14 protein-coding genes are annotated in these 14,171 nt (G+C 67.4%); 6 read left to right on the top strand and 8 right to left on the bottom strand.

The window, feature by feature from the left end; genetic code table 11:
• The first annotated feature begins 89 nt into the window (after positions 1–89).
• Positions 90–926, top strand: coding sequence for a cell envelope integrity EipB family protein (locus tag Q8S38_RS12285; protein ID WP_305680707.1), 837 nt, complete (start codon positions 90–92; stop codon positions 924–926).
• Here the strand turns inward: Q8S38_RS12285 and Q8S38_RS12280 are convergent.
• The gene (locus tag Q8S38_RS12280) at positions 883–2,241 is read right to left on the bottom strand and encodes a DNA polymerase IV (protein WP_371125875.1); all 1,359 of its coding nucleotides are present in this window, start codon (positions 2,239–2,241) and stop codon (positions 883–885) included. The genes Q8S38_RS12285 and Q8S38_RS12280 overlap by 44 nt on opposite strands.
• On the bottom strand, positions 2,238–2,528 hold the full coding sequence (locus Q8S38_RS12275; protein ID WP_305680706.1) for a DUF3572 domain-containing protein: 291 nt from the start codon (positions 2,526–2,528) through the stop codon (positions 2,238–2,240). Before Q8S38_RS12275 ends, Q8S38_RS12280 begins: the two co-directional genes overlap by 4 nt.
• A 146-nt stretch (positions 2,529–2,674) precedes the next feature.
• On the opposite strand from Q8S38_RS12275, the gene Q8S38_RS12270 reads away from it, so the two are divergent.
• Together Q8S38_RS12270 and Q8S38_RS12265 are read left to right on the top strand one after the other, a co-directional pair.
• Positions 2,675–3,046 carry a response regulator gene (locus tag Q8S38_RS12270; RefSeq protein WP_305680955.1) on the top strand — a complete coding sequence of 124 codons (372 nt, stop codon included), beginning with the start codon at positions 2,675–2,677 and terminating at the stop codon, positions 3,044–3,046.
• An 18-nt stretch (positions 3,047–3,064) separates the two neighbouring features.
• Positions 3,065–4,441: a PleD family two-component system response regulator gene (locus Q8S38_RS12265; protein ID WP_305680705.1), complete on the top strand. Its 1,377-nt coding sequence runs from the start codon at positions 3,065–3,067 to the stop codon at positions 4,439–4,441.
• Between the two features lie 287 nt (positions 4,442–4,728).
• Here the strand turns inward: Q8S38_RS12265 and Q8S38_RS12260 are convergent, their stop codons facing one another.
• The 6 genes from Q8S38_RS12260 to rnr form a co-directional block, all read right to left on the bottom strand.
• Positions 4,729–4,869 (bottom strand): hypothetical protein, encoded by a 141-nt coding sequence (locus tag Q8S38_RS12260; RefSeq protein WP_305680704.1) that lies wholly within the window; start codon positions 4,867–4,869, stop codon positions 4,729–4,731.
• Between the two features lie 250 nt (positions 4,870–5,119).
• On the bottom strand, positions 5,120–5,353 hold the full coding sequence (locus Q8S38_RS12255; RefSeq protein ID WP_305680703.1) for a BrnA antitoxin family protein: 234 nt from the start codon (positions 5,351–5,353) through the stop codon (positions 5,120–5,122).
• 121 nt (positions 5,354–5,474) lie between these two features.
• Positions 5,475–5,642, bottom strand: coding sequence for a 50S ribosomal protein L33 (gene rpmG / locus Q8S38_RS12250; RefSeq protein WP_054141277.1), 168 nt, complete (start codon positions 5,640–5,642; stop codon positions 5,475–5,477).
• A gap of 158 nt (positions 5,643–5,800) precedes the next feature.
• A complete protein-coding gene (locus Q8S38_RS12245; RefSeq protein WP_305680702.1) occupies positions 5,801–6,535 on the bottom strand; it encodes an NUDIX hydrolase in 735 nt (244 codons plus the stop codon).
• Positions 6,532–6,978: a DUF983 domain-containing protein gene (locus Q8S38_RS12240; protein ID WP_305680701.1), complete on the bottom strand. Its 447-nt coding sequence runs from the start codon at positions 6,976–6,978 to the stop codon at positions 6,532–6,534. Before Q8S38_RS12240 ends, Q8S38_RS12245 begins: the two co-directional genes overlap by 4 nt.
• Positions 6,978–9,356 (bottom strand): ribonuclease R, encoded by a 2,379-nt coding sequence (gene rnr / locus Q8S38_RS12235; protein WP_371125874.1) that lies wholly within the window; start codon positions 9,354–9,356, stop codon positions 6,978–6,980. The genes Q8S38_RS12240 and rnr overlap by 1 nt, the downstream gene beginning before the upstream one ends.
• A 697-nt stretch (positions 9,357–10,053) precedes the next feature.
• Between rnr and urtA the strand changes: the two genes are divergently transcribed.
• The 3 genes from urtA to urtC all read left to right on the top strand — a co-directional run bounded on the left by urtA (position 10,054) and on the right by urtC (position 14,167).
• The gene (gene urtA / locus Q8S38_RS12230; RefSeq protein WP_305680953.1) at positions 10,054–11,283 is read left to right on the top strand and encodes an urea ABC transporter substrate-binding protein; all 1,230 of its coding nucleotides are present in this window, start codon (positions 10,054–10,056) and stop codon (positions 11,281–11,283) included.
• Positions 11,284–11,429: 146 nt separating this feature from the next.
• On the top strand, positions 11,430–13,031 hold the full coding sequence (gene urtB, locus Q8S38_RS12225) for an urea ABC transporter permease subunit UrtB (protein ID WP_305680700.1): 1,602 nt from the start codon (positions 11,430–11,432) through the stop codon (positions 13,029–13,031).
• A complete protein-coding gene (gene urtC, locus Q8S38_RS12220) occupies positions 13,028–14,167 on the top strand; it encodes an urea ABC transporter permease subunit UrtC (RefSeq protein ID WP_305680699.1) in 1,140 nt (379 codons plus the stop codon). Before urtB ends, urtC begins: the two co-directional genes overlap by 4 nt.
• Positions 14,168–14,171: the final 4 nt, after the last annotated feature.

Raw genomic sequence — 14,171 nt, 5'->3', positions numbered from 1 at the left:
GCCCCCTGGCCGAGAGGCGACCGCCTTGTTTGCGCCACTGCGGCGTTGCACCTAGATTCGACGCACCATCAACGAAAGCGGCGTGCCCCATGACGACGAACGCTCCAGGCCTTGCGGGTCTCATCGCCGTTGCTGTGCTCTGCAGCGGAGCGGCCCTGGCGCAGCCGCAATCGGCCGATCGCGTGGTCCTGGTGCCCCACCGTGCGGTGTATGATCTCGTTCTCGACGGCGGCAAGGCCTCCAAGAACGTCGAATCCGCCCGCGGCCGCATCGCCTTCGATTTCACCGGAGACGCCTGCGACGGCTATGCGCTGTCCTTCCGCCAGGTGACGCAGCTCCAGAGCGGCGAGGGAGGGCCGCGCGTCATCGACGCCCGCACCACGAGTTTCGAGGCCGGCGACGGGGCGAGCTACCGCTTCAAGACGGAAAGCTCGGCCAGCGGCACGCCGACCGAGACGGTCGACGGGATCGCCACCCGCAAGGATGGCGGCTACGAGGTCAAGCTGACGGTTCCCAAGCCCGAGACGCATCGCGAAGCCGTTGCGGCCCTGTTTCCCAACGCCCAGATGAAGGCGGTGATCCAGGCCGCGCGCGCCGGCCAGACCACGCTGAGTGTGCGGCTCTATGACGGGGCCAATGGCGGCAAGGACGTCTATGAGACGCTCTCGGTGATCGGCAGGAAGATCGAAGCGAAGCCGAGCGAGACGCCGTTGCAGCGGCCCGAATTCGAGAGTTTGGCGCGCTGGCCGGTCACGATGTCGTATTTCAAGGTCGGCTCGGGCGAGACGACGCCGAGCTATACGATTTCGTTCGAGCTCTACGAGAACGGCGTGACCGGCGCGGTGAGGCTCGATTATGGCAGCTTCGCGCTGCGCGGCACGCTCACACGTCTGGATCTTCTGCCTCAGGCGGCGTGCGCGAAGTAGGAGCGCCCTCCGACGCCCGTTGCGGCAGGCGCAGGCTCAAGCCCTTGCCGATCGCGGCATCGCCGAAGCGGGCGCGCAGCGCATCGAGCGCGCCTTCCATCGCTTTCAGCCGCGGCGTCGCGACATCGGCGAGGTCGCCATGGTCGGCGTCTTCGGGCGAGGCGAGATCGGTCGCGCCGATCCCGATCAGCCGGTAGCGAGCCCCGGTGCATTCGCGCCGCAACAGCTCTCGACCCGCCGCAAACAGCCTTGCGGCGAGTTGCGTCGGCTCCGGCAGGCGGCTGGCCCGCGTGATCGAGTGAAACTCCGCCGTCTTCAGTTTCAGCGTGATCGTCCGCCCGGCGAGCGCCTGATGCTTCAGGCGCTTCGAGGTCTTCTCGCAGAGCCGCCAGAGCACCGGCTCCAGCTCGTCGAAGCGTGAGAGATCGACGTCGAGCGTGGTTTCGCTGGACACGCTCTTCGTCTCCCGGTCGGGCGTGACGCGGCGCGGATCGATGCCATTGGCCAGGCTCTTCAGCCGCGGCCCGTCCTTGCCGGCCAGCCGGAAGAGCTTCTCGACCGGCGCCTCGCGCAGATCGCCGATCAGGCGGAAGCCGGCCTCTGTCAGTTTCGCCGCGCTGGCCTGTCCGATGCCGGGAATGAGACCGACAGGCTTGGCGGCGAGGAAGGCCACCGCCTCGGCCCGGCCGATCACCGAGAAGCCGCGCGGCTTGTCCATGTCGGAGGCGACCTTGGCGAGGAACTTGGCATAGGACAGGCCGACCGAGACGCTGATGCCGATTTCGGCCTCGATGCGCCGGGCGAACCGCGCCAGCGTGATAGCAGGGCTGGCATGGTGCAACAGCTCCGTGCCGGAGAGGTCGAGGAAGGCCTCGTCGATCGAGATCGGCTCGACCAGCGGCGTCAGCTCCTGCATCAGCCTTCGCACCTGGCGCCCGACCGCGACATATTTCGCCATGTCGGGCTTGACCACCACGGCCTCCGGACAGGCCTTGAGCGCCTTGAACATCGGCATGGCCGAACGCACGCCATAGGTCCGGGCGATGTAGCAGGCGGTCGAGACCACGCCCCGCCTGCCGCCGCCGATGATCACCGGCTTGTCCAGCAGGGACGGATCGTCGCGCTTCTCGATCGCCGCATAGAAGGCGTCGCAGTCGATATGCGCCAGGCTCAAGGCATCGCGCTCGGGGTGTCGCAGCAGCCTTGGCGAGCCGCAGGCCGGGCAGCGGCGCGGCTCGGTGGCGTCGCCGTCATGGTCGCTCAGGCAGTCGCGGCACAGGACGCGCCGCACTGCCTCTGGCGGTGCCAGCGTCAACCCGGCTCACCGGGCACCGGCCCGCTCAGCCGCTCGCGGGCCTGAGCGACGAGCTCGGGACGCACCCCGAGATTCCCCGCGAACTCGAGCAGCAGCGAATCGCTGCCGCCGATGTGGTCCAGTACGGCGGCGAGAAACCCGGGGTCGCTCGCGGCCGCCCGCAGGGTCGCGGGCCCGAGCCCCGTGGTCGCCAGAAACGGCTCCAAGCGCTCGGGCTCGGCGGCGAGGAAGCCGAGCGCCCGCAGCGCCAGCGTTTCGGCATCCTCGAAGCTGGGAGATCTGGCCATGGCGCTCGAAAGGCTCCTGTCGGAAATGGGCATCGGGTTTGCGTTTCGTCAACGGCTTGCATGCTACGCATCATCAATGGACGAGGCTGCCAGCTTGGACAATCGGGGATCGGTCCCGATCATCCGTGGCGCAACCGAAGGGCGGCATCATGAAGACGGTTCTGATCGTCGAAGACAATGAGCTCAATATGAAGCTCTTCAACGACCTGCTCGAAGCGCATGGCTACGCCACGCTGAAGACCGCCGACGGCATCGAGGCGATCGAGCTGGCGCGCGCGCACCGTCCCGATCTGATCCTGATGGACATCCAGCTTCCCGAGGTTTCGGGGCTCGAGGTCACGAAATGGATCAAGGAAGACGACGACCTCAAGTCGATACCCGTCATCGCGGTCACGGCCTTCGCGATGAAGGGCGACGAGGAGCGGATCCGGGAGGGCGGCTGTGAGGCCTATCTCTCCAAGCCGATCTCGGTCGCGAAGTTCCTGGAGACCGTCCGCGCCTATGCCGGCGCGGCCTGAGCGTCCGAAAGCGAACCCATGTCAGCGCGCGTTCTCGTCGTCGACGACATCGTCACCAATGTGAAGCTGCTGGAAGCGAAGCTTTCGGCGGAGTATTTCGACGTCGTGACCGCGCTCAACGGGCCTGACGCGCTCGCCATCTGCGAGCGCGGCGAGGCCGACATCGTCCTGCTCGACGTGATGATGCCCGGCATGAACGGCTTCGACGTCTGCCGCCGCCTCAAGAGCGAGGCGACGACCGCCCATATCCCCGTGGTGATGGTGACGGCGCTGGACCAGCCGGGCGACCGGCTCAAGGGGCTCGACGCCGGCGCCGACGATTTCCTGACCAAGCCGCTCGACGACACCGCGCTGTTTGCCCGGGTGCGCAGCCTGGTGCGGCTGAAGTCGATGACCGACGAATTGCGCAACCGGGCGCTGGCGTCGCGACGGCTGGGGATCGCCGATCCGCTGGCGGCCGCCGCCTCCGAGACCGGCCTGAACGGACGCATCCTGCTGGTCGAGGACCGGCCGCGCGTAATCGAGCGGCTGGAGAGCGCGCTCTCGGCCTTTCACGTCGTCGAAACCGAATCCGACCCGCAACAGGCGCTGCTGCGCGCCGTCGAGGGCGACTTCGACAGCGTCATCGTCAGTCTCGATCTGACCGATTATGACGGGCTGCGCCTGTGCAGCCAGCTGCGCTCGCTGGAGCGGACCCGAAACGTCTCGGTGCTGATGATGGGCGAGGCCGAGGACCGCACCCGCATCCTGCGCGGGCTCGAGATCGGCGCGCATGACTTCCTGATCCGGCCGATCGACCGCAACGAGCTCTTGGCGCGGGTCCGCACCCAGGTTCGCCGCAAGCGCTTCACCGAGAAGCTGCGCGACAGCGTGCAGTCCTCGATGGAGATGGCGGTGATGGACCAGCTCACCGGGCTGCACAACCGCCGCTACATGGACACCCGCATGGCCGCGATGTTCGACGAATCCGCGCTGCGGGCGCGTTCGCTGGCGCTGCTGGTGCTCGACATCGACCACTTCAAGACCGTCAACGACACCTATGGCCACGATGCCGGCGACGAAGTGCTGCGCGAATTCGCCGATCGCGTCCGCGCCTGCACCCGGGGCATCGATCTGGTCGCGCGGATGGGCGGCGAGGAGATCGTCGTGGTGCTGCCCGATACGGCGCTCGATGCCGCCTACGCCGTCGCCGAGCGGATCCGCGAGCGCGTCGTCGCCGAACCCTTCGGAATCCAGGGGCAAACCCGCGCAATCCCTGTCACCGTCTCGATCGGCGTCTCCAGCCGCCGGGCCGGGGATGCGTCGCCGGCCGAAATCATGAAGCGCGCCGATGACGCGCTCTACCGGGCCAAGGCAAACGGTCGCAACCGGGTCATCGCCGCCAACGCCGCGTAGGGTGACCTGCCACCGAGGGCAGGTCTGTCATCTGTCCGCCCGGCATAGCTCGACTGGTTACGCGGTAAGGTTAAGCATCGATGAACATTGGTGAATCGACGGTATCCCGTTGATTCGTCCGCGGCCCGGCTGCAAGGGTTTGCGCGACGCAGCGACATCCGCTGCCTCGCGACGCCCCTCGGGTGCTCAGGTCCGCCGCATCTCCTGGGAAACCGGAGGGCTCGGCCGGCCGGTTGCGGACACTCTGGCCTCCTCAGACCCGCCGCCGGCCGGCCACCTCTCTGCGTTCAGAAGTACTGCGAGAGCAGGGCCGGGACCCCGTAGCCGAGGCCGGCGAAGATCGCCAGGATGCTGATGAGCGCGATCGCGGCCCCGATACGGGTGCGCAGCAGGCGCGCCGAATCGATCTCGACGAGCATCTTCAGCATGCGCCGTCCGGGCCCGTGGGGGGTGCTGCGCGGTTCTGGCTGGGGGCCGTCGGTGGTCACGATCGGGTTTCCGGGACAGGAGAGACGGATCTCACGGCGGTATCGGTGACCGCCCTAGGTGGCCATCATGCGGATCGGTCGCCATCCTTGCACCAAACGGCGCGCGTCGCCGTGACAAATCCGCCGCAGAGGCGTGGTCATGGCGTCGCCTTGCTTGCCGTGCTGCCGGGTCTTTTCCGGGGCGTCGGCCTTACAGGCCCGACGCGCGCCGCAGCGCATCGTTGATGCGGTCCTGCCAGCCCGGTCCGCCTTCCTGGAAATGCTCGAGCACGTCGCTGTCGATCCGCAGCGAGACGAGTTCGCGTGCGCCGGGGACGGCAGGGCGCTTCACGGCCGGCGGCGCGACCTTCGGCGCAGCGGCGCTGAACAGCGCCTCGGCCTTGTCGCGGGCGCTCACGGGGCGGCGGGGCCGATCGTTGCTCATGGCGTGCGGACGTTCCCAGAGTGAGCGGATCAGGGCGAGATCCGCACTGTCGCGACAACAAAAAACCGCCCCGGAAAGGGCGGTTTCGAATCGTGACCGAAGATCGACAGGCGAGGGCGCCTTACTTGATCTTGGTTTCCTTGAACTCGACGTGCTTGCGCGCGACGGGGTCGTACTTCTTCATCGACATCTTTTCGGTCATCGTACGCGAGTTCTTCTTCGTCACGTAGAAATAGCCGGTGTCGGCGGTCGAAAGCAGCTTGATCTTGATGGTCACGGCCTTGGCCATGGGGATATCCTCGAACCATGCGGGGCTGGTGAGGCCCACGGGAAATGATAAAGGCCGGGCGAACCCGGCAAACCGTCAAGCGGGGGAATGCCGGAAAGGCCCGTCGAAGTCAAGGTCGAATGGCGGCCCCGTCGGCCGTTTTCACGGCAGGAGCGGCTTCACAGCTCCTCGCGTACGAAACTGCCGTTCTTCTCCCAGAAGAACGGCACAGGGAGATAGGGCGCAAAGCCCGCGGCGATGCGCGCCTCGACCTCATGGATGATCACCTTGGTGATCGTCGGCAGGTCCAATTGCTTGGCCTCGTCGAAATCGACCCAGACGAGATCGATCAGTTCCGAATCGGGGCCGACGACGTTCTCGATCCGTTTGGCGCTGGCGGCGGCGTCGATGGTGAAGAATCGGGTGTCGAAGCGCTTGGGCCGGCGCGGCGGAGTGATGGCGCGCGCCACATAGGAGACGGCCGAGAGATCGGGGAAGATGCCGTGCCCGGCAAAGTCGCTCCAGCTGCCTGCAGGCGGATGGGCCGGCGCGCCGTACTCGTCCGAGCCGAAGAGCAGGCCGGTCTCCTCGAAGGTCTCGCGGATCGCGGCCAGCGCCAAGGCGCGGGCCTTGGACACGGTCGGGCGAACGGTGCGGGCGCAGAGCCGGTCTTCGCAGATCTGAGCGAGCGCGCCGGTGGCCGCCATGTGCCGGTCGCCGGGGTCGACCCGGCCGCCTGGAAAGACATATTTGCCCGGCATGAACTTATGACTGGGATGGCGCTTGCCCATCAGGATGCGCGGCTTCTTCGCCGTCCGGTCGAGGATCATCATCGTCGCGGCATCCCGGGGGCGGATGTTGGTCGCGACGCGGACGCGCTCGGCCTGGGTCAGGGTGACGGCGTGATCGTTCATGACGGGCGCCCCGCAGGCGGCAGGGGTTGGCGTTCCGGCAGGTCGGGCATCCCGCCGAAGCCGTGCATGCGCATCGCCCATTGCAGCCCGATGACGCCGCCCTTCACCGGCTGCATCAGGATCAGCGAGAGGACCACCGTCAGCGCCGGCCAGATCGCCATGTGCAGGCCCATCGACCAGTCGGCGTATTTCTCGGCCATCAGCAAGCCGCCGACGACGATGTGGCCGACGATGGTGATGACGACATAGGGCGGCAGGTCATCGGCGCGCTGGTGGTGCAACAGCTCGCCGCAGGCGGCGCAGGCATCCACCGGCTTCAGAAAGCCCTTGAACAAACGCCCTTCGCCGCAATGCGGGCAGCGTCCGCGCAAGCCACGGCCGACCGCGCTGCGCCAGTCGCGCGCAACCGGCTCGTCGAGGATCGTGTTCATCTGAACGGGCATCAGCGCCTCTTGCCGGGTTTGGACTTGCCGGATTTTGCTTTGCCGGAGTTCGGCTTGCCGGATCGGCCCGGTCCGAAACGGCCCGGGCCACCCCCGCCGGGTCCGCCGAACGGCGATCCGGCTCGGCCCCGTCCCGCAAATGGGCCGCGGCCGGGCCGTTCGCCAGAGCGCTGCGTTGTCACAGCCCGGCCGTCGGAGAGCAGTTCGAAGCGCAGCGCGCCTGCAACGGGGGCCGCTTCGACCAGCCTGACATGGACACGGTCGCCGAGGCGGAAGCTCTCGCCCGTGCGCTCGCCGATCAGGGCGTGGATGGCCTCGTCATAGCGGTAGTAGTCGGCGCCGAGCGTCGAGGCCGGGATGAAGCCGTCCGCCCCGGTGCCGTCGAGCTTGATGAACAGGCCCGCCCGGTTGACCCCGCCGATGCGCCCGTCGAAGGACGAACCGATCTGGTCGGCCAGGAAATGCGCGATCAGCCGGTCGACGGTTTCGCGCTCGGCCGCCATGGCGCGCCGTTCCGCCGCCGAGATCCGGGTCGAGACCTCGCGTAGCGCCTCCAGCGTCGTGCCCCTGGGCAGCCCGTCATCGCCGAACTTCTGCGAGGCGATCAACGCACGATGGACGACGAGATCGGCATAGCGTCGGATCGGCGAGGTGAAATGCGCGTAGCGGCGCAGGTTCAGGCCGAAATGCCCGTAATTCTCCGCGACATATTCGGCCTGCGCCTGGCTGCGCAGCACGACCTCGTTGATGAAGGTCTCGTTCTCCGAGCCTTTGATCATGCCGAGGATGCGGTTGAACAGCACCGGCCGCAGCGCGCCCTCCTTGGGCAGCTTGATCCCGATCGAGGCCAGGACCTCGCCCAGCGCCCGCATCTTCTCGACAGAAGGCTCGTCATGGCAGCGATAGATCAACTGGCTGCCGGCCTTTTCCAGCGTTTCGGCGGCGGCGACATTGGCGAGGATCATGAACTCCTCGATCAGCTTGTGCGCCGCCAGCCGGTCCGGCACGACGACGCGATCGACCGAGCCGTCGGCTTTGAGGATCAGCTTGCGCTCCGGCAGGTCGAGATCGAGCGGCTGGCGCCCGTCGCGGCCGCGCGCCGCGATGCCATAGGCCGCCCAGAGCGGCATCAGGATCGTGTCGCGGATGGCGGCCGCCTTCTCGTCGCCCTGGCCGTCGATGGCGGCTTGTGCCTGCTGGTAGGACAGCTTCGCCGCCGAGCGCATCAGGATGCGGTGGAAGGAATGCCCCTTCTTGGAGCCGTCGGCCTTGAGCACGAGCCGCACCGCCAGCGCCGGCCGGTCCTCGCCCTCGCGCAAGGAGCAGAGGTCGTTGGAAATTCGTTCAGGCAGCATCGGTACGACGCGATCGGGAAAATACACCGAATTGCCGCGCTCCAGCGCCTCGCGGTCGAGCGCCGATCCCGGCCGGACATAGGCCGCGACATCGGCGATGGCGACCGTCACGACATAGCCGCCGGGGTTCTCCGGGTCCTCGTCGGGGGCGGCATGGACGGCGTCGTCATGGTCCTTGGCGTCGGCAGGGTCGATCGTGATCAGCGCCAGCGCGCGCCAGTCCTCGCGCCCCACCGTGCCGGCCGGGCGAACGGCGTCGGCCTCCGCGATCGTTGCGGGCTGGAAGACATGGGGGATGCCATGGGCGTGGATCGCGATCAGGCTGACCGCGCGTTCCGATTTCAGCGAGCCCAGCCGTTCGCGCACCTGCGCCTCCGGCGGGCCGAAGCGGCTCTCGCTGCGCAGCGCGACTGAGACGAGGTCGCCATCCTCGGCATCGCCGGTCTGGCCCCTGGGGATCAGCGCCTCGCGGCCTTGCGCCTTCTTGTCGATCGGGATCAGCCGGCCCGAACCATCGGGCATGGCGCGGAAGATGCCGAGCACCTGGGCCTTGCCCTTGCCCATCACCTTCAGCACGCGGCCGGAATAGGTATAGCCATCCACGCCCTTGAGGCGCGTCAGCTTGAGCAAGACATGGTCGCCGATCCCCGGCGCCGGCGCGGCGTTGCGCTTGGCGCGGAACTCGCGCTGCCGTTCGATCAGGATCCGCGGCGGGGTGCCCTGGTCGGCCGCGTTCCATTCCAGCGGCACGGCATGGGGGTCGCCGTCGCGATCCTTGCCCTTGATCTCGCAGAGCAGAACGGGGGGCAGGGCCCCGCGCGGATGCACCGGCCGCTCGACGCCGTCGCCGCCGGTCTCGCCCTCTTCCTCGAGCTCCTTGAGGAGGCGCTTCAGCCAGATCTTGCCGGCGCCCGAAAGCCCGAACGCCTTGGCGATCTCGGAGCGCCCGACGGCGCGGCCGGCTTCGCGTTCGGAGTCGATGAAGGCGAGGATCGCCTCGCGGCTGGGTTCAGGCGCGGACAAGGCTGCAGCTTTCGATCGGGCTTGGATTCATCATCATGCCTTGATGTGGCATGCGCGCCGTCGCGACGCCAGAACCACAGCCGATGGGCTCGCCTGCAACGGAAGAAGGGCCGCCCTTTCGGGCAGCCCTTCCATTGCCGTACCGCAGCCCCGGTAACCGGGCCTGAAGGTCAAAAGCTCACGCGTAACAAGAACCCCACATGGAAAGAGTCCAGGTCCGCCCGCTTTGAACCAGCGGTTGATGACAATGAGACACTGGATCACCTCCTTTCAGTTGTTACCGACACCGGCAGGCTAGGGCGATTCCCGCGGCGGCGTAAATGTCAAAAAACACGCTGCGAAAAAGCGCCCGATCGCTGCTGGCAGCGGGGCGGGCGGGTGCAGTGCAGCGAGCTGCCTCAATTGCAGGCAGGCGGATTGCCCAGGAATTCACCATGGCAGCGTCGCCGCACGATTTTTGCGTCCGGGCGGGCTGGCGCGGCAGGAAATCGCGCCGCCCTGCGCTCAACAGCAGAGACTTGTGAGGGGCTTTACGCAGGGTTGTGGTGTTGGCACGTCGCTTGCGAGCCCGTCGCTCTGGGCCGGGGAGGCCTGCCGACGCCTGCTCCAGGGCGCGGCCAACCAGGGTCGGTTCGGGGGATTATCCGTGAACACCACACGTCGCGTTGTTTTGGGCGCCGCACTCGCGGGCGCCACCATGCTTGGGTCCTATCTGCCGGCGGCGGCGCAGGAGACCATCAAGGTCGGCATCCTCCACTCGCTCTCGGGCACGATGGCCATTTCCGAGACGACGTTGAAGGACGTCATGCTCATGCTCATCGAAGAGCAGAACAAGAAGGGCGGCGTGCTCGGCAAGAAGCTCGAGGCGGTCGTGGTCGATCCGGCTTCGAACTGGCCGCTCTTCGCCGAGAAGGCGCGCGAGCTGATCACCAAGGACAAGGTCTCGGCCGTGTTCGGCTGCTGGACCTCGGTGTCCCGCAAATCCGTGCTGCCGGTCTTCAAGGAGCTGAACTCGATCCTGTTCTACCCCGTCCAGTACGAGGGCGAGGAGAGCGAGCGCAACGTCTTCTACACCGGCGCCGCGCCGAACCAGCAGGCGATTCCCGCCGTCGACTATCTCGCCAAGGAAGAGAAGGTCCAGCGCTGGGTGCTGGCCGGCACCGACTACGTCTATCCGCGCACGACCAACAAGATCCTCGAGGCCTATCTGCTCGCCAAGGGCGTGGCCAAGGAGGATATCATGATCAACTACACGCCGTTCGGTCATTCCGACTGGCAGACGATCGTCTCCGACATCAAGAAGTTCGGCACAGCCGGCAAGAAGACCGCCGTGGTCTCGACGATCAACGGCGACGCCAACGTGCCGTTCTACAAGGAACTCGGCAACCAGGGCGTCAAGGCCACCGACATCCCGGTCGTGGCCTTCTCGGTCGGCGAGGAAGAGCTGGCCGGCATCGACACCAAGCCGCTGGTCGGCCATCTCGCCGCCTGGAACTACTTCCAGTCGGTCAAGACGCCGGAGAACGAAGCCTTCATCAAGCAGTGGAAGGCCTTCAAGAAGAACGACAAGGCCGTCACCAACGACCCGATGGAGGCCCATGTCATCGGCTTCGCCATGTGGGTGAAGGCGGTCGAGAAGGCCAAGAGCTTCGATCCCGACAAGGTGATCGACGCGCTGCCGGGCATCACCGCGCCGAACCTGACCGGCGGCATCTCGACGATGCTCCCCAACCACCACATCACCAAGCCCGTCCTGATCGGCGAGATCAAGGCCGATGGCCAGTTCGACGTGGTGTCGAAGACCGATCTCGTGCCCGGCGACGCCTGGTCCAAGCACCTCGACGGCTCCAAGGACCTGATCGGCGACTGGGTCGAGAAGAAGTGCGGCAACTTCAACACCAAGACCGGCAAGTGCGGCGGCGCCTGACGACTTGAGAGGGGGAGGGCCGGCACGGGCGCAAAGTCCGGCCGGCCCTCGCAATCAGCGGCACCCCCGGCTCGGGCCGGGGGTGTTCGCGACACCACGACCCGGCGCTGCGCTCCGCCCGCCGACGGATCATTCGAAGCGAGCCCATGCGGATCCTGTCCTGCCTTCTGCGCATCCTGGCGCTGGCGATGCTGCTCGCGCTCCAACCGGGTGCGGCGTCCGCCCAGAGCGCCGACGACGCCTTCGTCCGGCTCGGTGCCGACAGTTTTTCCGAGACCAACCGCGCCATCGAAGGGCTGATCGCCCAGGCGCATCCACAGGCGGCCGTGATCATCGAGGCGCTGGCCGAGGGCCGGCTGCTGGCCGGCGGCGGCGCCGTCGTGGTGCGAATGCCGGATGGCCGCATGCTCGATGCCCGCACCGGCGCGACCCTCGCCGCGGCCCCCGCGGGCCTGGCGGCGGTGCGCCTCAACAACAGCGTCCGCCGCACCATCCAGGGCGCGCTCGGCGGGCTTGGCCTGCTCAATCCCGATGCCGGCAGGCGCATCGCTGCGGCCGAGGCCGTGTTCAAATCGCGCGACGCCTCGCTCCTGCCCGTGCTCGAAGGCGCCATCGCCAAGGAGAGCGATCCGCGCGCCAAGGCCGCGCTGCGCCAGGCGCAGGCCGCGATCCTCGTCGCCAAACCGGACGCACCGCCCTTCGACCGGATCGCCGCCATCGACGTGCTGCGCGAGCGCGGCGACCAGGATGCGCTGGCGACACTGCGCTCGCTGCCGGCCGACGCCTCCGCCTCGCTCAAGGAAGCCCAGGCTCGCGCCGTCTCGGACATCGAGGGCCGGCTGGCGCTGTGGCGGGCCGGCCAGAACCTCTGGTACGGGCTGTCGCTCGGCTCGGTGCTGCTGCTGGCCGCGATCGGGCTGGCCATCACCTTCGGTGTGATGGGCGTCATCAACATGGCCCATGGCGAGATGGTCATGATCGGCGCCTACACGACCTTCATCGTCCAGGAGGTCATCCGCACCAGTGCGCCGGGCCTGTTCGACTATTCGCTGCTGATCGCCGTGCCGCTCGCCTTCCTGGTGGCGGGGCTGGTGGGCATCGCCATCGAGCGCGGCGTCATCCGGTTCCTCTATGGCCGGCCGCTGGAGACGCTGCTGGCGACCTGGGGCATCAGCCTGATCCTGCAGCAGGCGGTCCGCACCGCCTTCGGACCCACCAACCGCGAGGTCGGCGCGCCCGCCTTCATGTCGGGCGCCTTCGAGATCGGCGAGATGGCGATCACCTGGAACCGGCTCTGGATCATCGTCTTCGCCGGGCTGGTTTTTGCCGCCCTGCTGGCGATCCTGAAGCTGACGCCGATCGGCCTGCAGATGCGCGCCGTCACCCAGAACCGGCGCATGGCCTCGGCCATGGGCATCCGCACCGGCCGCGTCGACGCGCTCACCTTCGGGCTTGGCTCCGGCGTGGCGGGGCTGGCGGGCGTCGCGCTCTCGCAGATCGACAATGTCAGCCCCAATCTCGGCCAGAGCTACATCATCGACTCATTCATGGTCGTGGTCTTCGGCGGGGTCGGCAATCTCTGGGGCACGCTGGTCGCCGCGATGACGCTGGGCGTCGCCAACAAGCTGCTCGAGCCCTATGCGGGGGCGGTGCTCGGCAAGATCGCGCTGCTCGTCTTCATCATCCTCTTCATCCAGAAGCGCCCGCGCGGCCTGTTCGCGCTCAAGGGCCGGGCGGTGGAAGCATGATCGCGCGCTTCCTCCTGCAGGACATGGACCGGCGCGGCGCGGTCTTCCTCGCCCTCATCGCCGGCCTCGCCATCCTGATCCCGGCTTTGAACCTGCTTGTGCCGGCCGGCTCGCCCTTCCATGTCCCGACATCGACCATGTCGCTCTGGGGCAAATATCTCTGCTACGCGCTGCTGGCGATCTCGCTCGACCTCGTCTGGGGCTATTGCGGCATCCTCTCGCTGGGCCATGGCGCCTTCTTCGCGCTCGGCGGCTACGCGATGGGCATGTACCTGATGCGCCAGATCGGCTCGCGGGGCACCTATGGCAACCCGATCCTGCCGGACTTCATGGTCTTCCTGAACTGGAAGGAGCTGCCCTGGTACTGGTACGGCTTCGACTCCTTCCCCTTCGCGATGCTGATGGTGCTGCTCGCGCCGGGGCTGCTCGCCTTCGTCTTCGGCTGGTTTGCCTTCCGCTCGCGCGTCACCGGCGTCTATCTCTCGATCATCACCCAGGCGCTGACCTACGCCCTGCTGCTCGCCTTTTTCCGCAACGACATGGGCTTCGGCGGCAACAACGGCCTGACCGATTTCAAGGACATCCTTGGTTTCAACGTCCAGGCGCAAGCGACTCGTGCGGCTCTGTTTTCCATGACCTGCGTCATGCTGATCGCGGGCTTCCTGATCGCGCGCGGCATCGTCGTCTCGAAGCTCGGCAAGGTCGTCATCGCGATCCGCGACGCGGAGTCGCGCACGCGCTTCCTCGGCTACCGGGTCGACCGCTTCAAGCTCTTCGTCTTCACCGTCTCGGCCTGCATGGCGGGTGTCGCGGGCGCGCTCTACGTGCCTCAGGTCGGCATCATCAACCCCAGCGAGTTCGCCCCCGCCAACTCGATCGAGACCGTGATCTGGGTCGCAGTCGGCGGGCGCGGCACGCTGGTGGGCGCGGCGCTCGGCGGCGTCGTCGTCAACTACGCCAAGACGATCTTCACCTCGGGCTTCATGGCGCCCTACTGGCTGTTTGCGCTCGGCGCGCTCTTCGTCTTCGTCACCATCTTCATGCCCAAGGGCATCCTCGGCACGGCGCAGGACTGGTGGGAGAAGCGGCGCAGGCCTGCTCCCGCGAAGACGCCCGAACCGGCCCCGGCGGAGTGACGCA

This window comes from Allobosea sp. (assembly GCF_030695125.1).
Lineage (GTDB): Bacteria > Pseudomonadota > Alphaproteobacteria > Rhizobiales > Beijerinckiaceae > Allobosea.
Note: the sequence above shows the minus strand (reverse complement) of the source record. Positions and strands in the feature narration are given on the sequence as shown.